We start from the raw sequence: 16,954 nt of genomic DNA on the forward strand, positions 1-16,954 counted from the left end.
GTCAGGAAGATGCCTCGGCCGTCCCGCCCGCCCCTTCGCCGCCCGGGTCCCCCATCACGAAAGAACGTGATCATGACGAAGTACGCCCGCTTCACCAGCCTCGTATGCGCAGGACTGTTCGCCGGATTCCTCACGTCAGTCCTCGTCCTGGAACTCTCGCTGCGCGGCTTCGACAGCACCGTCTACACCCAGGTCCGGCTGGTCGAACTCGACTCCCTCGACAAACTCGCCGTCGCCACACTCCTGCCGTCGCTGATCGCCACAGCGGTACTGGCCTACCAGACCTACCGAACCAACACCCGATGGCCGACCGTGGCCGCACTCGCCCTCCTGGTCCTCGTCCTCGGCCTCACGCTCATCGTCAACCTGCCCATCAACTCCGACCAGCTCCACTGGAACGCCCAGTCCCCGCCCTCCAACTGGACCGACGTACGGGACCGCTGGCAGATCGCCCACGCCGCCCGGACGGGGGCCGCGGTCCTCGCCTTCGCGGTCCTCGCCCTTGCAGCGCCGCTGCCTCGTACACGCCGTTCAAACTCGCCGAACACCTCGGCGCGGAGGGATCGGCTGCGCACATTAGGCGAGTGAGTCCAACGTCAGTGTGTGAAGGCAGAGTTGGACTCCCTCGCGACCGCACTCCATGTGAAGACCGACGATCCGCCAAGGGACTCACCGCATCTCGCTACGGGGCGGCCGACGGTGGGGATCACCGCGCTGCTGAGCGACGCCGAGCTGGTCACGCTCGTGATGATGCAGGCCATGCTCGGTCTCACCTCCGAGGCCAGGTGGCTCCGCCACGCCCGCTCCCACCTGCGGCATCTCTTCCCGTACCTGCCCAAGTAGCTCGGCTACAACAAGCGGCTGCGCAAGGCCGCCGAGCTGCTGCGTCGGGTCACCCGGCTACTGGCCACCGACACCTCCGTGTGGGGCGACGACGTGTGGATCGTGGACTCCACGCCGGTGGAGTGCGACGCTCCCTTGAGACCGTGAAACGCTCCGACCTGGCCGGATGGGCCGAGTACGGGTACTGCGCCAGCCGCATCCGCTTCTTCTGGGGCCTGCGCCTGCACCTGGTGTGCACCCTCCGGGGCCTGCCCGTCGCTTTCGCCCTGACCGGGGCCAAGGCCGACGAGCGCGAGACCCTGCTGGACCTGCTCGCCGCCGAACCGGGCCTGACCGCCGCCCGGCCTGGACAGACGCTGATCGGCGACAAGAACTACTTCGGCCGGGGCTTTGAGCACGAGCTGGCCGGGCAGGACATCCAGCTGGTTCGGCCGGCCCGCAAGGGCGAGCCGGAACGGCCCGGCGCCGCTGTTCAAGCCGTTGCGGCAGGTCATCGAGTCGGTCAACGAGACCTTCGAGGGCCAGCTCGACCTCGAACAGCACCGAGGCCGTACACCGGGCGGCGTGATAGCCCGCGATCACCTGGGTCACGGACCCGAGCGCAGATGATCTATCTGAGTGCGTTCGCCGAAGCCGCCGGCCCGGCTGTCACACACCGACAGTGATTGAGCATCGGAACACACTCAGCTACCGGCGGTCCGCAACCCGAGCAGTTGGGCTGGACAAGCCGTCCTCGACCGCCCCGACATCCTGCCGGCATGAACCACGGGGCACCCACGAGTGGACCGGGACCGTCCGGGACCGTTTCCTCTTGGGGCAGTTCCTGGCACCCAGGGGGCGCGGGGAGGACGAACGATCCCGGCCCGCAACGCTGAGGCCGGTCGGACCATCTCGTAGCCGCCCACTGGCTCGTCATACCTCGTGGCCACGTCTCAGAGCCTCGTCACGCGACTCATCAAAAAGCCCCTGGGCCGTTTCCAGTACGGGCCGTTTCCCGCAGCTCCGGCCGACCTCAGTAGCGGCTCTGTGATCCAACCGCGCAGGCCCAGCCTCCTGCCGCCTCACTGTGCCGATTTCCCTTCCCACCCATGACGCACGTCGACTACACGGCTGGCGGAACAGCCCCGTCCGTTTCCCTGCGTCCTGCGAGCGTCCCGAATCAAGCACCCGCCCAGCCACAGGAGCCATGTGCGGCGGGTTCACCGCCAACAGAATGGAACATCATTGCTGGTCAGAGCCGTCCGAACACCAACGCCAGCCACGAGGCCGAACTCACGAGCAGCGGATTCAGTCCGTTCAGGCGAAGTTGACGATCCGACAGGAGAAAATGAACGTTTCCGCAGGTCACAAGCCTGCGCAGGTGGGGCGGGTGGGACTCGAACCCACGGCCGACGGATTATGAGTCCGCTGCTCTAACCGGCTGAGCTACCGCCCCATAGCGGCGTGTCGCGTACACGTGTGCGCGCCGTCTGCCGCAGCATAGCCGCTCATACGATCTCCTGCTTCGGATGGTCGACTTCGCCTGCCCTGGAGGACTGCGGCGCGCTGAGCCCGGTTCCCACGGACATGAAAAAGGACCCCTACGGGGCCCTCGTTCACCTTGCTCTCCCGACTGGACTCGAACCAGTAACCTGCCGGTTAACAGCCGGCTGCTCTGCCAATTGAGCTACGGAAGATCGAAGCTCCCCCGACTGGACTCGAACCAGTAACCTGCCGGTTAACAGCCGGCTGCTCTGCCAATTGAGCTACGGAGGATTGCCTCGCTGCATCGAACGTTGCTCCCTGGGTATTCGCCAGGGGGCGGGCGGTCGCTGCGACACATACATTAGCGCAAGCAGGGGGGTGCTCCGCCAATCGGTTCCCCTCTGGCATCGATGCCGCGCCGGAGACCAACACGAGGGAAGGGTGGCTGTCATGCGCTACCGGCTCACGTTCGTCGTCGGACTCGCTCTGGGTTACGTGCTGGGCACGAAGGCCGGACGCGAGCGCTACGAGCAGCTGAAGAAGTCCGCCCGCCAGGTCGCGCAGAACCCTGCCGTCCGCAACACCGCGGAGACGGCGGCGCAGCAGGGCCGCCAGTACGCGGGCAAGGCGTACCACGTGGTGAGCGAGAAGGTGGGTGACCGGGTGCCCGACTCGGTGGCCCAGCGGGTGCGGTCACTGCGCGATCACCACACGAACGGGGCCGCCGGGGACGACTGGGGTACCAGCAATACCTAGTGGTCCGGGGCGTACCGGGGGCCCTTCGACGGACAGGGGCCCCCGAGCCGACACGTTCACCCCCTGCGGTACGGCAGAATTTTGGCCATGGGGATAGTCGCCGGGTTGGACAGTTCGCCCGAATTCACTCGTATCGTCGTCTGCGACACGGACACGGGCGCCGTGCTGAGGCAGGGCTACGCGCCGCATCCGGTGGAGAACGCCGACGGCGGGGCGCGGCCTTCCGACGTCGATCCGCAGGCCTGGCTGCTGTCCCTCGGTGAGGCCGCCGGTGGCGGGCTGCTGGAGGGCGTGCAGGCCATCGGCGTGTCCGCGCAGCAGAACGCGGTGGTGCCGCTGGACTCCCAGGGCAACACGGTGCGGCCGGCGATGGTCGGCGGGGACCGGCGGGCGCAGGTCGCGGCGGCCGATCTGGTCGACGCGCTCGGCGGGCGTGAGGCGTGGGCGCAGGCCGTGGGCTGTGTGCCGCAGGCCGCGCAGCCGGTCGCCAAGCTGCGCTGGCTCGCCAAGACCGAACCCGAGGCCGCCCAGCGCACGGCCGTCCTGCTGCAGGCCCACGACTGGCTGGTGTGGCAGCTGCTCGGGCGGCCGGTGAGACGGACCACCGATCGCGGTGGGGCTTCCGGGACCGGGTACTGGTCTGCCGCCACCGGCGCCTACCGGGCCGATCTGGTCGAGCTGGCGCTCGGACACCAGGTCATGCTGCCCGAGGTGATCGGGCCCTCCGACGCGGCCGGTACGACTCCGGAGGGGCTGCTGATCTCCGCCGGTACCGGCGAGACGATGTCCGCCGCCTTCGGGCTGGGGCTGAGTCTGGGTGATGCGGTGGTGTCGCTCGGGGCCTCCGGTTCCGTGATGGCCGTGCACCCCGAGGCGCTCGTCGACCAGAGCGGGATGATCACGTCCTTGGCGGACGCCACGGGCATGCACCTGCCGGTCGTGACCACGCTGAACGCCGTACGGACCCTGCGCGGGGCCGCCGAGATGCTGGGGCTCGCCGATCTGGAGAGCCTGTCCGACCTGGCGATGAAGTCGACGCCGGGGGCGCACGGGCTGGTGCTGCTGCCCTATCTGGAGGGTGAGCGGACGCCGAGTCTGCCGCACACCGCCGGGACGCTGGCGGGCCTCAGGCGTGAGTCGATGAAGCCGGAGCATCTGGCACGGGCCGCGTTCGAGGGCATGCTGTGCGGGCTCGCGGACGCGCTCGACGTGATGCGCGGCCGGGGTGTGGAGGTGCGGCGCGTCTTCCTGCTGGGGGCGGCGGCCGAGCTGCCCGCCGTGCAGGCCGCGGCGCCCGCGCTGTTCGGCGCGCAGGTCGTCGTACCGCAGCCGGCGGACTACGCGGCGATCGGCGCGGCCCGGCAGGCCGCCTGGGCGCTCGGTGTGTCGCAGGGGAACCTCGACCCGCGCAACCCGCCGGCCTGGCAGGGAGCGGCGGCGCAGGTGCTGGAGCCCGGCGAGGATCTGGCGGTGGGGCAGGCCGTACGGCAGCAGTTCGTGTCGGTGCGGGAGCAGACGCATCCGGGGGCGTTCCGGTCCTAGCGGAACATAAGACTCCGGTATGAGCCGGGCCCGGAAGGCCGCGGGAAGCAATGCTGTCGGCTTAATCGGTTGAGGTAACAGGGGTGGAGTGTCCGACGATAGGGGCCAGGGGCAACCAAACCCCGCCCCCACCGCCGACTCCGAGAGACCAAGCGTGCTCATACGACTCCTGCGGACCTATCTCAGGCCCTACAAGAGACCCATCACCCTTCTGGTGCTGCTGCAGTTCCTGCAGACCTGCGCCACCCTCTACCTGCCCACGCTCAACGCGGACATCATCGACAGCGGCGTCGTGAAGGGCGACACCGGCTACATCCTCTCGTTCGGCGCGCTGATGATCGGCATCTCGCTCGTGCAGGTCGTGTGCAACGTGGGCGCGGTGTACTACGGCGCGAAGACCGCGTCGGCGCTCGGCCGGGACCTTCGGGCCGCCGTCTTCGACCGGGTGCAGTCCTTCTCGGCGCGCGAGGTCGGCCAGTTCGGCGCGCCCTCGCTGATCACCCGGACGACCAATGACGTCCAGCAGGTCCAGATGCTGGCCCTGATGACGTTCACCCTGATGGTGTCGGCGCCGATCATGTGTGTGGGCGGCATCGTGCTGGCGCTCGGCCTCGACGTGCCGCTGTCCGGGGTGCTGATCGCGGTCGTGCCGGTGATGGGGATCTGCGTGACGCTGATCGTGCGTGCCCTGCGCCCGCTGTTCCGTTCCATGCAGGTGAAGCTGGACACGGTGAACCGGGTGCTGCGCGAGCAGATCACCGGCAACCGCGTGATCCGCGCCTTCGTCCGGGACGAGTACGAGGAGCAGCGGTTCAGGAAGGCCAACGCCGATCTGACCGACACCGCCCTGGGCGCCGGCAACCTGCTCGCGCTGATGTTCCCCATGGTCATGACGGTGGTGAACCTGTCGTCGATCGCGGTGGTCTGGTTCGGCGCGCACCGCATCGACGGCGGGGAGATGCAGATCGGTGATCTGACCGCGTTCCTCGCCTATCTGATGCAGATCGTGATGTCCGTGATGATGGCCACCTTCATGTTCATGATGGTGCCGCGCGCCGAGGTGTGCGCCGAGCGCATCGAGGAGGTCCTGGGCACCTCTTCGAGTGTGGTGCCGCCGACGGCCCCGGTGCTCGAGCTGCGCCGGCACGGTCATCTGGAGATCCGCCGGGCGGGCTTCCGCTACCCGGGGGCCGAGGAGCCGGTGCTGAAGTCGATCGACCTGGTGGCCCGGCCCGGCGAGACGACCGCCGTGATCGGTTCGACCGGCAGCGGCAAGTCGACGCTGCTCGGGCTGGTGCCGCGGCTGTTCGACGCGACCGACGGCGAGGTCCTCGTCGACGGTGTCGACGTGGCGGCCATCGACCCGGTGCTGCTGGCGAAGACCGTCGGCATGGTGCCGCAGCGGCCGTACCTGTTCGCGGGCACCGTCGCCACCAATCTGCGCTACGGCAATCCCGACGCGAGTGACGAGGAGCTGTGGCACGCGCTCGAGGTGGCGCAGGCCAAGAGTTTCGTGAAGGGGCTGGAGGGCGGGCTCGACGCGCCGATCGCGCAGGGCGGCACGAACGTGTCGGGCGGTCAGCGGCAGCGGCTCGCGATCGCCCGCACGCTGGTGCAGCGTCCGGAGATCTACCTCTTCGACGACTCCTTCTCCGCGCTCGACTACGCGACCGACGCCGCCCTGCGCGCGGCGCTGGCCGACGAGACCGCCGAGGCGACCGTCGTGATCGTCGCCCAGCGGGTGTCGACCATCCGGGACGCCGACCGGATCGTCGTCCTCGACGAGGGCCGGGTGGTCGGCACCGGCAGGCATCACGAGCTGATGGCGGACAACGAGACCTACCGGGAGATCGTGCTCTCCCAGCTCACGGAAGCGGAGGCTGCCTGATGGCCGGGCCTGCGGGACGGATGATGGCCGGGACCGGTCCCGACCACCGTTCGATGGACTTCAAGGGATCGGGCAAACGGCTCCTCACCCACTTCAGGCCCGAGCGGCTGACCATCTACGCGCTGCTGTTCTGCGTGACGGTGAGCGTCGCGCTGTCGGTCGTGGGGCCGAAGATCCTCGGCCAGGCCACCGACCTGGTCTTCGCGGGGATCGTCGGGCGGCAGATGCCGGCCGGTCAGACCAAGGCGGAGGCTCTCGAGGCCATGCGCGAGCGGGGCGAGGGCTCCGTCGCCGACATGCTCCGCAGCACCGACTTCACCCCGGGCAAGGGCATCGACTTCGGTGCCGTCGGGGAGGTGCTGCTGCTCGCGCTCGCCGTGTTCGTGGTGGCCGGCGCGCTGATGCTGGTGGCCACCCGGCTGGTGAACCGGGCGGTCAACCGGACCATGTACCGGATGCGCGAGGACGTGCAGACGAAGCTGTCGCGGCTGCCGCTGTCGTACTTCGACAAGCGGCAGCGCGGCGAGGTGCTGTCCCGGGCCACCAACGACATCGACAACATCGGGCAGACCCTGCAGCAGTCGATGGGCCAGCTGATCAACTCGGTGCTCACCATCATCGGCGTGCTCGTGATGATGTTCTGGGTGTCCTGGCTGCTGGCGCTGGTCGCGCTCGTCACCGTGCCCCTGTCGTTCGTCGTCGCCACGCGTGTCGGCAAGCGGTCGCAGCCGCACTTCGTGCAGCAGTGGCGCTCCACCGGCAAGCTGAACGCGCACGTCGAGGAGATGTACACCGGGCACAACCTGGTCAAGGTGTTCGGCCGTCAGGAGGACTCGGCGAAGCAGTTCGCCGAGCAGAACGACGCCCTGTACGAGGCCGGGTTCAAGGCGCAGTTCAACAGCGGGGTCATGCAGCCGCTGATGATGTTCGTGTCGAACCTGAACTATGTGCTGGTCGCGGTCGTCGGCGGGCTGCGGGTCGCCTCCGGCGCGCTGTCCATCGGTGACGTGCAGGCCTTCATCCAGTACTCGCGGCAGTTCTCGATGCCGCTGACCCAGGTCGCGTCGATGGCGAACCTGGTGCAGTCGGGTGTGGCCTCGGCCGAGCGGATCTTCGAGCTCCTGGACGCCGAGGAACAGGAGGCGGACCCGGTGCCGGGTGTGAAGCCGGAGGAGCTGCGCGGGCGGGTGGCGCTGGAGCACGTGTCGTTCCGGTACGACCCGGAGAGGCCGCTGATCGAGGATCTCTCCCTGACGGTGGATCCGGGCCACACGGTCGCCATCGTCGGCCCCACGGGAGCCGGCAAGACCACCCTGGTCAACCTCCTCATGCGGTTCTACGAGGTGTCCGGCGGGCGGATCACCCTCGACGGCGTCGACATCGCCCGGATGTCCCGGGACGACCTGCGCGCCGGTATCGGCATGGTGCTGCAGGACACCTGGCTGTTCGGCGGGACGATCGCCGAGAACATCGCGTATGGCGCCGCGCGCGAGGTCACGCGCGGGGAGATCGAGGAGGCGGCGCGCGCCGCCCACGCGGACCGGTTCGTGCGGACGCTGCCCGACGGGTACGACACCGTGATCGACGACGAGGGCAGCGGGGTCAGCGCGGGTGAGAAGCAGCTCGTCACCATCGCGCGGGCGTTCCTGTCGGACCCGGTGATCCTGGTCCTCGACGAGGCGACGAGTTCCGTGGACACGCGCACCGAGGTGCTGATCCAGAAGGCGATGGCCAAGCTCGCGCACGGGCGTACGTCGTTCGTCATCGCGCACCGGCTGTCGACGATCCGGGACGCGGACACGATCCTGGTGATGGAGAACGGGTCGATCGTGGAACAGGGCGCGCACGGCGACCTGCTGGCGGCCGACGGGGCGTATGCGCGGCTGTACCAGGCGCAGTTCGCGCAGGCGGTGGCCGAGGTGGACTAGCCTTTTCGCCCCCGCCGCCCCTTCCCGTCCCGTCCCTGAGGGCTGCCGCCCCCAGACCCCCGCTTCGGCCCGAAGGGCCTCGTCCTCAAACGCCGGAGGGGCTGAAAAATCAGCCCCTCCGGCGTTTGAGGAGCGGGGTCTGGGGCGGAGCCCCGGAAGGACGGGACGGGACGGGACGGGAAGGGGCGGCGGGGGCGAAGAAGCTGCTGGGTCAGTCCAGGTAGCCCCTCAGCTGGTCCGCGAAGGCGTGGTCGCGGAGTTTGTTGAGGGTCTTCGACTCGATCTGGCGGATCCTCTCCCGGGTCACGCCGAAGATGCGGCCTATCTCCTCCAGGGTGCGCGGGCGGCCGTCGGCCAGGCCGTAGCGGAGTTGTACGACCTTCCGCTCCCGCTCCCCCAGCGTCGACAGGACCGCCTCCAGGTGCTCCCTGAGCAGCAGGAACGCCGCCGACTCGACCGGGCTGGCGGCGTCGCCGTCCTCGATCAGGTCGCCGAGGGCCACGTCGTCCTCCTCCCCCACGGGGGCGTGCAGGGAGACGGGTTCCTGGGCCAGGCGCAGCACCTCGCTGACGCGTTCCGGCGCCAGGTCCAGGTGGTCGGCGACCTCTTCCGGGGTCGGTTCGTAGCCGCGTTCCTGGAGCATGCGGCGCTGGACGCGGACGACCCGGTTGATCAACTCGACGACGTGGACGGGCACTCGGATCGTGCGGGCCTGGTCGGCGAGGGCGCGGGACATGGCCTGGCGGATCCACCAGGTGGCGTACGTGGAGAACTTGTAGCCGCGGGCGTAGTCGAACTTCTCGACGGCGCGGATCAGGCCGAGGTTTCCCTCTTGGACCAGGTCGAGCATGGTCAGTCCGCGGCCGACGTACCGCTTGGCGACGGAGACCACGAGCCGCAGGTTCGCCTCGATCAGACGACGCTTGGCCATGCGGCCCATCACGACCAGCTTGTCCAGGTCGAGGGCCAACTCGCTGTCAAGGTCGGGGGTGTTGCCGAGCTTTTCCTCGGCGAACAGGCCGGCCTCGACCCGGCGGGCGAGTTCGACCTCCTCGGCCGCGGTGAGCAGCGGGATGCGGCCGATCTCCCGCAGGTACTGGCGGAACAGGTCCGAGGAGGGGGCGCCCGTGTCGGCGCGGCCCCGGCGCGGCTCGGGAACCTCGACGGGTTCGTTGACCTCGACGGGTTCGGGGGCCTCGGCGCTCTCCAGCGCGTCGGCCGACGGGGCTTCGGGGTCCGCCTCGGGGTGGTGCGCGGCACGGTTCTGCGGCGGAACCGCGAGGAGGACCTCGGTCTCCGCGTCCGGTTCCGTGCCGTCCGTACCGATCTCGGTCTGGGTGAGGGTCTGGGTCTGCACGGGGGCGACCTCCAGGATGATCGCTGCTGAGGTGTGCGGCAGCGCTACTTCGGGAGCGGAGTCGGCGGCCTCGCCGCTGTCCGTCCCGTACGCGATGAGCGGAACCGCGGGGGTGTGGGACCCGTTGGGGACGGATCGGCCGCGCTCCGAGGACTCAGGCACCGGAACCCAGTGTGGAGTACGACACATCGCCGCCACGAGGGGCGTGCGGGGACTTTTTGCGTCCGGTCCGTGACCGGGTGGTTACGGGTGACGCTCGCCGTCCGGCCTCAGAGTGCCGCGGGGCCCTGCTCCTGGAGTGCTCTGTCGTACCGCGTGAGGATCATCATCTCGTTCTGGATGGCGGCGACCTGGGCCGGGTCCCCGTGCTGGCCGAGCCGGGTCAGGGCGCTCTGCAGATCGGGGATGCGGCGGGCCACGGCCCTGCGGCGTACGGTCACGAGCTGTTCGCCCGCGTAGTTCTCGTCGACCGTCTTGCGCATGATCGCCTCGACCGCGAGTTCCGTGACCATCGCGCGGACGGTGTCGTCCGGTGCCGCGTCACGGACCCGGACCAGGTACTCCTGCGGGTCCTGGGTGCCGAATTCGACGCCGCCCGCCTCCATGACGGCCTGCCGGACGGCGGCGTAGGGCGGGGCGGTGAACTCGTCGATGCCGTACGCGTCGAAGGCCGGGGAGACCAGGTCGGGGCGCTGGAGTGCGAGTTTGAGGAGCTCGCGCTCGGTGGCGTAGACGGGGTTGCGGAGGTTGAGTGCGGGGCCGGACACGGCGGGCCGGGACGGGGCGTCGTACTGCTGGCCGCGGACGCGCTGCGGTGCCGGGCCCTGGCCGCCGCGGTCGCGGGCCCAACGGGCCAGCTGGGCGACCCGCTTGACGACGAACTGGGTGTCGAGGATGCCGAGCATGCCGGCGAGCTGCACGGCGACCTCGTGCTGGGCGCCGCTGTTCTTGATGCGGGCCACGATGGGGGCGGCCTCGTCCAGCGCCGCCGCCCGGCCGGCCGGGGTGTCCAGGTCGTAGCGGACGACGATCTGGCGCAGCGCGAACTCGAAGAGCGGGGTGCGGGGTTCGACCAGGTCGGCGACCGCCTCGTCGCCCTTGGCCAGGCGCAGGTCGCAGGGGTCCATGTTGTCCGGGGCGATCGCGATGTACGTCTCGGCGGCGAACTTCTGGTCGTCCTCGAAGGCCCGCAGGGCCGCCTTCTGGCCGGCCGCGTCGCCGTCGAAGGTGAAGATCACGCGGGCCGAGCCGTTGTCCATGAGGAGGCGGCGGAGGATCTTGATGTGGTCGGTGCCGAAGGCCGTGCCGCAGGTGGCGATGGCCGTGGTGACGCCGGCGAGGTGGCAGGCCATGACGTCCGTGTAGCCCTCGACGACCACCGCGCGGCTGCTCTTGGCGATGTCCTTCTTCGCCAGGTCGATGCCGTACAGGACCTGGGACTTGCGGTAGATCGCCGTGTCGGGCGTGTTGAGGTATTTGGGGCCGTTGTCCGCCTCGTACAGCTTTCGCGCGCCGAAGCCGACGACCTCGCCGCCGATGTCGCGGATGGGCCACATCAGACGGCCGCGGAAGCGGTCGATGGGGCCGCGGCGGCCCTCCTGGGAGAGACCGGAGAGCAGGAGCTCCTTGTCGCTGAAGCCCTTGCCGCGGAGGTAACGGGTGAGGTGGTCCCAGCCCTGGGGGCTGTAGCCGACGGAGAAGTGCTCGGCGGCGGCCTGGTCGAAGCCGCGCTCGGCGAGGAACTTGCGGCCGGTGTCGGCCTCGGAGCTGGTGGCCAGCTGTTCCGTGTACCACTGGGCGGCGACCTTGTGGGCCTCGACCAGGCGGATGCGTTCGCCGCGCTGGTGGGAGGGGTTGTACCCGCCCTCCTCGTAGCGCAGGGTGATGCCGGCCTGGGCGGCGAGGCGCTCGACCGCCTCGGAGAAGGAGAGGTGGTCGACCTTCATCACGAACGTGATGGTGTCGCCGCCCTCCTGGCAGCCGAAGCAGTGGAAGAGTCCCTTGCTCGGGCTGACCTGGAAGGACGGCGACTTCTCGTCGTGGAAGGGGCACAGCCCCTTGAGGTTTCCGCCGCCGGCGTTGCGCAGCTGGAGGTACTCGGACACCACGGCGTCGATCGGGACCGCGTCCCGTACCGCCTTCACGTCCTCGTCGTTGATCCGTCCTGCCACGCGTGAATTCTACGGGTGTGGTGTGACAGTCGATCGCACTCGTGGGGTCACGAGGCCAGGCTGTCCAGCGGAACGTGCGGGTTCGCCAGCGCCTCCGTGTCCACCGGGGCCTTGTTGCGGATCAGCTGCTGGATGGGCTCTGTGACGTCCCACACGTTCACGTTCATCCCCGCCAGCACCCGGTTCTCCTTCACCCAGAACGCGATGAACTCACGCTTTCCCGCGTCCCCCCGGATCACCACTTCGTCGTACGTCCCCGGGGGCGCCCAGCCGCTGTACTCCATCCCCATGTCGTACTGGTCGGAGAAGAAGTAGGGCACCCGGTCGTAGGTGAGGTCGTGGCCGAGCATCGCGCGGGCCGCCGCCGGGCCGCCGTTGAGTGCGTTGGCCCAGTGCTCGACGCGCAGCCGGGTGTCGAAGAGGGCGTGGTGGAAGGAGGCCACGTCACCGGCCGCGTAGATGTCGGGGTCGGAGGTGCGCAGCCGTTCGTCGACCATGACGCCGCCGCCGTGCGCGCGCTCGGCGATTGCCAGGCCCGCCGCCTCCACGAGGGCGATCCGCGGGGCCGCGCCGACCGCCGCGAGGACGTCGTGCGCGGGGTGCTCCTCGCCGTCGTCGGTGCGGGCCGCGAGGACCACGCCGTCCTGGCCGACGATCTCGGTCAGCCGGGCGCCGAAGTGGAAGCGGACTCCGTGCTCGCGGTGCAGCTCGGCGAACAGGTTGCCGAGCTCCGGGCCGAGGGCGCCGTACAGCGGGGTCGGCTCCGGCTCGACGACGGTGACCTCGGCGCCGTACTCGCGGGCCGCCGCCGCGACCTCCAGGCCGATCCAGCCGGCGCCGGCGATCACGATGTGGCCGTTGTCCCGGCCGAGGGCGGCCAGGACGCCCTTGAGGCGTTCGGCGTGGGAGAGGCGGCGCAGGTGGTGGACGCCGGCGAGGTCCGTGCCCGGGATGTCCAGGCGGCGGGGCTCGGCGCCGGTGGCCAGGAGCAGTTTGTCGTAGCGGACGACGGTGCCGTCCTCGCCGAAGCGGACCGTCTTCGCGGTCCGGTCGACGGCGTCGACGGTCTGGCCGAGGTGCAGCTCGATGTCGTTGCGCGCGTACCAGGCCGGTTCGTGGACGAAGACGCTGTCGCGCTCCTCCTTGCCGAGGAGGTAGCCCTTGGAGAGGGGCGGGCGCTCGTACGGGTGGTCGCGTTCGTCGCAGATCAGTATCACGCGGCCGGTGAAGCCCTCCGCTCGGAGCGTCTCGGCCGCCTTCGCGCCGGCGAGACCGCCTCCGACGATGACGAATGTCTGATCCGCGTCGACCACTTGATGCCTCCTCGTAAGGGTGCCGCCACATGCGAGCGTCCCGCACGCAGCGTGATGCGGGAAGAGGGAGTGGCCCGTTCAGGCCACGGAGTGTCACGTACGGGCTGGTTTCACGTCACTCGGGTCTCAGCCCGTCTCAGCCCTCTCACAGGTGTCCTGTCAGTCGTTCGTGCAGTGACCGGGCCGCGACGTCGGTGAGGGCCGCGATCTGGTCGACGATCACCCGTTTGCGGGCGCGGTCGTCGGACGCGCGGTCGAACAGGGCGCGGAACTGGGGGTCCAGGCCGTCCGGCGCGCGCACGGTGAGCGCCTCGGCCAGCTCCGCGACCACGATCCGCTGGTCGGCCCGCAGCCGCTCCTGTTCGGCGCGCTGCATGACGTACCGGTCGGCGACCGCCTTGAGGACCGCGCACTCCAGGCGGGTCTCGTGGGGTACGACCAGTTCGGCGGTGTAGCGGGTGAGCCGCCCGGTGCCGTACGCCGCGCGCGTGGCGGCCTCGGCGGCGAGGCAGAAGCGGCCGATGAGCTGGCTGGTGGCGTCCTTCAGGCGGGCCTGGGCGACGGCCGAGCCGTCGTAGCCGTGCGGCCACCACTCCTGGTCCTGGAGGCGGTCGAGGGCCTCGGCGAGCTCGGCGGGGTCGGTGTCCTCGGGGACGTACCGGCCGATGGCGACCGCGAAGACCGCCTGGCGTTCCGGCTCGGCGTGCAGGCAGTTGGGGTCGATGTGACCGGCGTGCAGTCCGTCCTCGACGTCGTGGACCGAGTACGCCACGTCGTCGGACCAGTCCATGACCTGGGCCTCGAAGGTGGTGCGGGTGCCGGGGGCGTCCTTGCGGACCCAGTCGAAGACGGGGCGGTCGTCGTCGTAGACGCCGAACTTCGGGGACTTCGGGTCGGTGGGGTGGGCGCCTCGGGGCCACGGGTACTTGGTGGCGGCGTCGAGGGCGGCACGGGTGAGGTTCAGGCCGACGGAGCCTTCGGCGGTGAAGCGCTTGGGCTCGATGCGGGTCAGGAGCCTCAGCGACTGGGCGTTGCCCTCGAAACCGCCGCAGTCGTCGGCGAATTCGTTGAGGGCCACTTCGCCGTTGTGGCCGAACGGGGGGTGGCCGAGGTCGTGGGAGAGGCAGGCGGCCTCCACCAGGTCGGGGTCGCACCCGAGGGCCGCGCCGAGCTCTCGGCCCACCTGGGCGCACTCCAGGGAGTGGGTGAGGCGGGTGCGGGGGCTGGCGTCCCACGCCTGGTTCCGGGTGCCGGGCGTCACCACCTGGGTCTTGCCGGCGAGTCTTCTCAGGGCGGAGGAATGCAGGACGCGGGCGCGGTCGCGTTGGAAGGCGGTGCGGCCTGGGCGTTTGTCCGGTTCGGTGGCCCAGCGGTCGACTGACGTCGGGTCGTAGCCGGGGGGCAGGATGTGGTTCTTGTGTGCGGGGTCGGTGCCTTCCATGTCTCGACAGTAAGCGCAGGTAGTGACAATCGGGGGTGCCTACGCGTCTGCCAGGACCTGTTGTGTGGCGGGTGCGGGTGTGGGGTGGCTTGGCGCGCAGTTCCCCGCGCCCCTTGGTGGGCATGCCTGGCCGGCGTCTTCAGGCCGAGGCCAGTTCCGCTTGGCGCGCAGTTCCCCGCGCCCCTTGGTGGGCATCCGTGTCCGGCGTCTTCAAGCGGACGCCAGTTCCGGTGCCTCGCGGGTGCGGGTGTGGGGTGGCTTGGCGCGCCGTTCCGCGCGCCCCCGTTTGTCGCTCAGGCGGTTTTCAGGCGGAGGCCAGTTGCGGTGCCGGCGTCGTTGCCGTTGCCGTTGCCAGGGACTGGTCGTAGCGGTGCAGGACCAGGCGGGCCATGGCCGGGTGGGTGCCCAGGGGGGCAGCGGCTGTCCAGGGGGCGGCTTCCGCGCACTGGGTGGCGAAGAGGCCCGGGGCCGTGAAGTAGGAGGCCACGGCCACTCGGTCGCGGCCTCGGGCCGTGAGGGCGCGGACCGCCGTGTCGACCGTCGGGGTGGCGGCGGAGGCGTAGGCGGGGACCACCGGTACGCCCAGGCGCTTCGACAGGAGGTGGGCCGTGCGGCCCGTGTCGACGGCCGCCTCCGGGTCGCGGGAGCCGGCCGCGGCGAGGACGACCGCGCTGGTGCGGCGGGTGGTCTCGTCCATGTGGGTGGGCCAGCCGGCCTCGACCAGGCGGGCGTGCAGGGTCTCCACGAGGAGGGGGTGGGGGCCGAGCGGGCCGGCCACGCGGGTGCGTGCCCGGGCGGCGGCCGCCATCTCGGGGATGTCGCGCTTGACGTGGTAGCCGCGGCTGAGGAGCAGCGGTACGAGGACGGCGTCGCCGGTGCCGAGGGAGGCGAGGGTGTCGGGGAGCAGGGGCTCGTTCAGCTCGATGTGACCGAGGTGCACGGGCAGACCGGGGCGCAGCTCGCGGACCCGCTCGACGAGCGTGTGGACGGTCCTCAGCGTGCGCGGGTCGCGGCTGCCGTGGGCGACCAGGACGAGCGCCGGCGGCTCGGGGCGCCGGCGGCCGTCGAGCGAGACGAGGCTGAGCTGGGTGGCGAGCTGGCTGCTGATCCGGTTCATGATGTGCGCCGTACTGTCGAGGTCGGCCCCCGGGAGCGGCAGGGCTCCGACGGGGCGGGTCGTGGTCTTCTCACCAGGAACGTTCGACTTGCTCGTCTTGCTCGTCGCCGTCATGAACCGATGGTGGCCGCGGGAGGTTGCCGCCCCGTTGCGCGGGAATGACGGGTGTTTTCGAGGGGTTCACGGTGGGGTGCAGGGGGGCTGTGAGGTGGCGTGACCTGCCGTTTCGCAGGTCGCAGTGAAGCTGGTCACAGAGAGTGTGGCGAACCGGGGGGCCTTACAGGACGTCTCTGACTGTCGAAGCCGACCGGGGAGGGACCGTCCGATGCGACTGCCGAGGCCGCTCAGACAGCTGCGCAGACCCCGCCTGCCGCGCACCCGTGCCGGGCAGCGGCGGCTGGTGCAGGCCGTCATGGCCGGGTGCGTGCTGGCGCTGCTTCCGGCGACCTGGATGTACGTCGCGACGGGCGACCGGCTGCGGACGGCGGCGGACGTGCCGCGCTCCGAGGTCGCCGTCGTCTTCGGCGCCGGCCTGTGGGCCGGGGAGCCGTCGCCGTATCTGGCCCACCGGCTGGACGCGGCGGCGAAGCTGTACCGCGAGAACCGCATCGAGGTCGTTCTGGTCACCGGTGACAACAGTCGCGTGGACTACGACGAGCCGGACGCGATGCGCACGTATCTGACAGAGCACGGGGTGCCCGACGGGCGGATCGTCAGTGACTACGCCGGCTTCGACACCTGGGACTCCTGCGTCCGCGCGAAGAAGATCTTCGGTGTCGACCGGGCCGTGCTGATCAGCCAGGGCTTCCACATCCGGCGGGCGGTCGCGCTGTGCCAGGCCGCGGGGGTCACCTCGTACGGTGTCGGGGTCGACGCGGTCCACGACGTGACCTGGTACTACGGGGGCGCCCGGGAGATCTTCGCGGCGGGGAAGGCGGCCCTGGACGCCGTGTTCCGGCCCGATCCTCGGTTCCTCGGGCCTCGGGAGCCGGGGGTCACCGAGGCGCTCGCCAGGGCCTGTCCCGCGGATCATGCCGCGGACGCGGGGGGGGGGGGGGGGGGGGGGGGGGGGGGGGGGGGTGGGGGGCGGGGGGGGGGGGGGGGGGGGGGGGGTTGAGGGGGGAGGGGGTGGGG

At 70.4% G+C, this 16,954-nt stretch carries 11 protein-coding genes, 3 tRNA genes and 1 pseudogene; 7 read left to right on the forward strand and 8 right to left on the reverse strand.

Going from position 1 to position 16,954, the window contains the following annotated elements; all coding sequences use genetic code 11:
* Positions 1–72: 72 nt before the first annotated feature.
* Both ACZ5XS_RS23090 and ACZ5XS_RS23095 read left to right on the forward strand, forming a co-directional pair.
* Entirely contained in the window at positions 73–588 is a 516-nt protein-coding gene (locus ACZ5XS_RS23090) for an anthrone oxygenase family protein (RefSeq protein WP_468654123.1), read from the forward strand.
* Between the two features lie 15 nt (positions 589–603).
* Positions 604–1,419: pseudogene (locus ACZ5XS_RS23095) on the forward strand (IS982 family transposase); the annotation flags it as partial.
* A gap of 785 nt (positions 1,420–2,204) precedes the next feature.
* Here the strand turns inward: ACZ5XS_RS23095 and ACZ5XS_RS23100 are convergent.
* The 3 genes from ACZ5XS_RS23100 to ACZ5XS_RS23110 form a co-directional block, all read right to left on the reverse strand.
* Positions 2,205–2,278, reverse strand: a tRNA-Ile gene (locus tag ACZ5XS_RS23100).
* A 168-nt stretch (positions 2,279–2,446) separates the two neighbouring features.
* Positions 2,447–2,519 (reverse strand) — tRNA-Asn (locus tag ACZ5XS_RS23105).
* A gap of 6 nt (positions 2,520–2,525) precedes the next feature.
* Positions 2,526–2,598: transfer RNA gene (locus tag ACZ5XS_RS23110), tRNA-Asn, on the reverse strand.
* 159 nt (positions 2,599–2,757) lie between these two features.
* Between ACZ5XS_RS23110 and ACZ5XS_RS23115 the strand changes: the two genes are divergently transcribed.
* The 4 genes from ACZ5XS_RS23115 to ACZ5XS_RS23130 all read left to right on the forward strand — a co-directional run bounded on the left by ACZ5XS_RS23115 (position 2,758) and on the right by ACZ5XS_RS23130 (position 8,421).
* A complete protein-coding gene (locus ACZ5XS_RS23115) occupies positions 2,758–3,063 on the forward strand; it encodes a YtxH domain-containing protein (protein ID WP_468654125.1) in 306 nt (101 codons plus the stop codon).
* Between the two features lie 87 nt (positions 3,064–3,150).
* Positions 3,151–4,605, forward strand: a complete 1,455-nt coding sequence (locus tag ACZ5XS_RS23120; RefSeq protein WP_468654127.1) for an FGGY family carbohydrate kinase — start codon at positions 3,151–3,153, stop codon at positions 4,603–4,605.
* Positions 4,606–4,759: 154 nt separating this feature from the next.
* On the forward strand, positions 4,760–6,493 hold the full coding sequence (locus ACZ5XS_RS23125) for an ABC transporter ATP-binding protein (protein ID WP_468654129.1): 1,734 nt from the start codon (positions 4,760–4,762) through the stop codon (positions 6,491–6,493).
* The gene (locus ACZ5XS_RS23130; protein WP_468654131.1) at positions 6,493–8,421 is read left to right on the forward strand and encodes an ABC transporter ATP-binding protein; all 1,929 of its coding nucleotides are present in this window, start codon (positions 6,493–6,495) and stop codon (positions 8,419–8,421) included. Before ACZ5XS_RS23125 ends, ACZ5XS_RS23130 begins: the two co-directional genes overlap by 1 nt.
* A gap of 211 nt (positions 8,422–8,632) precedes the next feature.
* Here the strand turns inward: ACZ5XS_RS23130 and ACZ5XS_RS23135 are convergent, their stop codons facing one another.
* The 5 genes from ACZ5XS_RS23135 to ACZ5XS_RS23155 all read right to left on the reverse strand — a co-directional run bounded on the left by ACZ5XS_RS23135 (position 8,633) and on the right by ACZ5XS_RS23155 (position 15,820).
* A complete protein-coding gene (locus tag ACZ5XS_RS23135) occupies positions 8,633–9,940 on the reverse strand; it encodes an RNA polymerase sigma factor (protein WP_468654133.1) in 1,308 nt (435 codons plus the stop codon).
* 107 nt (positions 9,941–10,047) lie between these two features.
* On the reverse strand, positions 10,048–11,949 hold the full coding sequence (gene dnaG, locus ACZ5XS_RS23140; RefSeq protein ID WP_468654135.1) for a DNA primase: 1,902 nt from the start codon (positions 11,947–11,949) through the stop codon (positions 10,048–10,050).
* Positions 11,950–11,996: 47 nt separating this feature from the next.
* A complete protein-coding gene (locus tag ACZ5XS_RS23145) occupies positions 11,997–13,262 on the reverse strand; it encodes an NAD(P)/FAD-dependent oxidoreductase (RefSeq protein WP_468654137.1) in 1,266 nt (421 codons plus the stop codon).
* A gap of 145 nt (positions 13,263–13,407) precedes the next feature.
* The gene (locus ACZ5XS_RS23150; protein WP_468654139.1) at positions 13,408–14,703 is read right to left on the reverse strand and encodes a deoxyguanosinetriphosphate triphosphohydrolase; all 1,296 of its coding nucleotides are present in this window, start codon (positions 14,701–14,703) and stop codon (positions 13,408–13,410) included.
* Positions 14,704–15,007: 304 nt separating this feature from the next.
* Positions 15,008–15,820: a sirohydrochlorin chelatase gene (locus tag ACZ5XS_RS23155; RefSeq protein ID WP_468654339.1), complete on the reverse strand. Its 813-nt coding sequence runs from the start codon at positions 15,818–15,820 to the stop codon at positions 15,008–15,010.
* 325 nt (positions 15,821–16,145) lie between these two features.
* Here ACZ5XS_RS23155 and ACZ5XS_RS23160 point away from each other — a divergent pair, with 325 nt between their 5' ends.
* Positions 16,146–16,937, forward strand: coding sequence for a SanA/YdcF family protein (locus tag ACZ5XS_RS23160; protein ID WP_468654141.1), 792 nt, complete (start codon positions 16,146–16,148; stop codon positions 16,935–16,937).
* Positions 16,938–16,954 lie beyond the last annotated feature (17 nt).

The sequence above is a fragment of the Streptomyces sp. NPDC033131 genome (assembly GCF_055578365.1).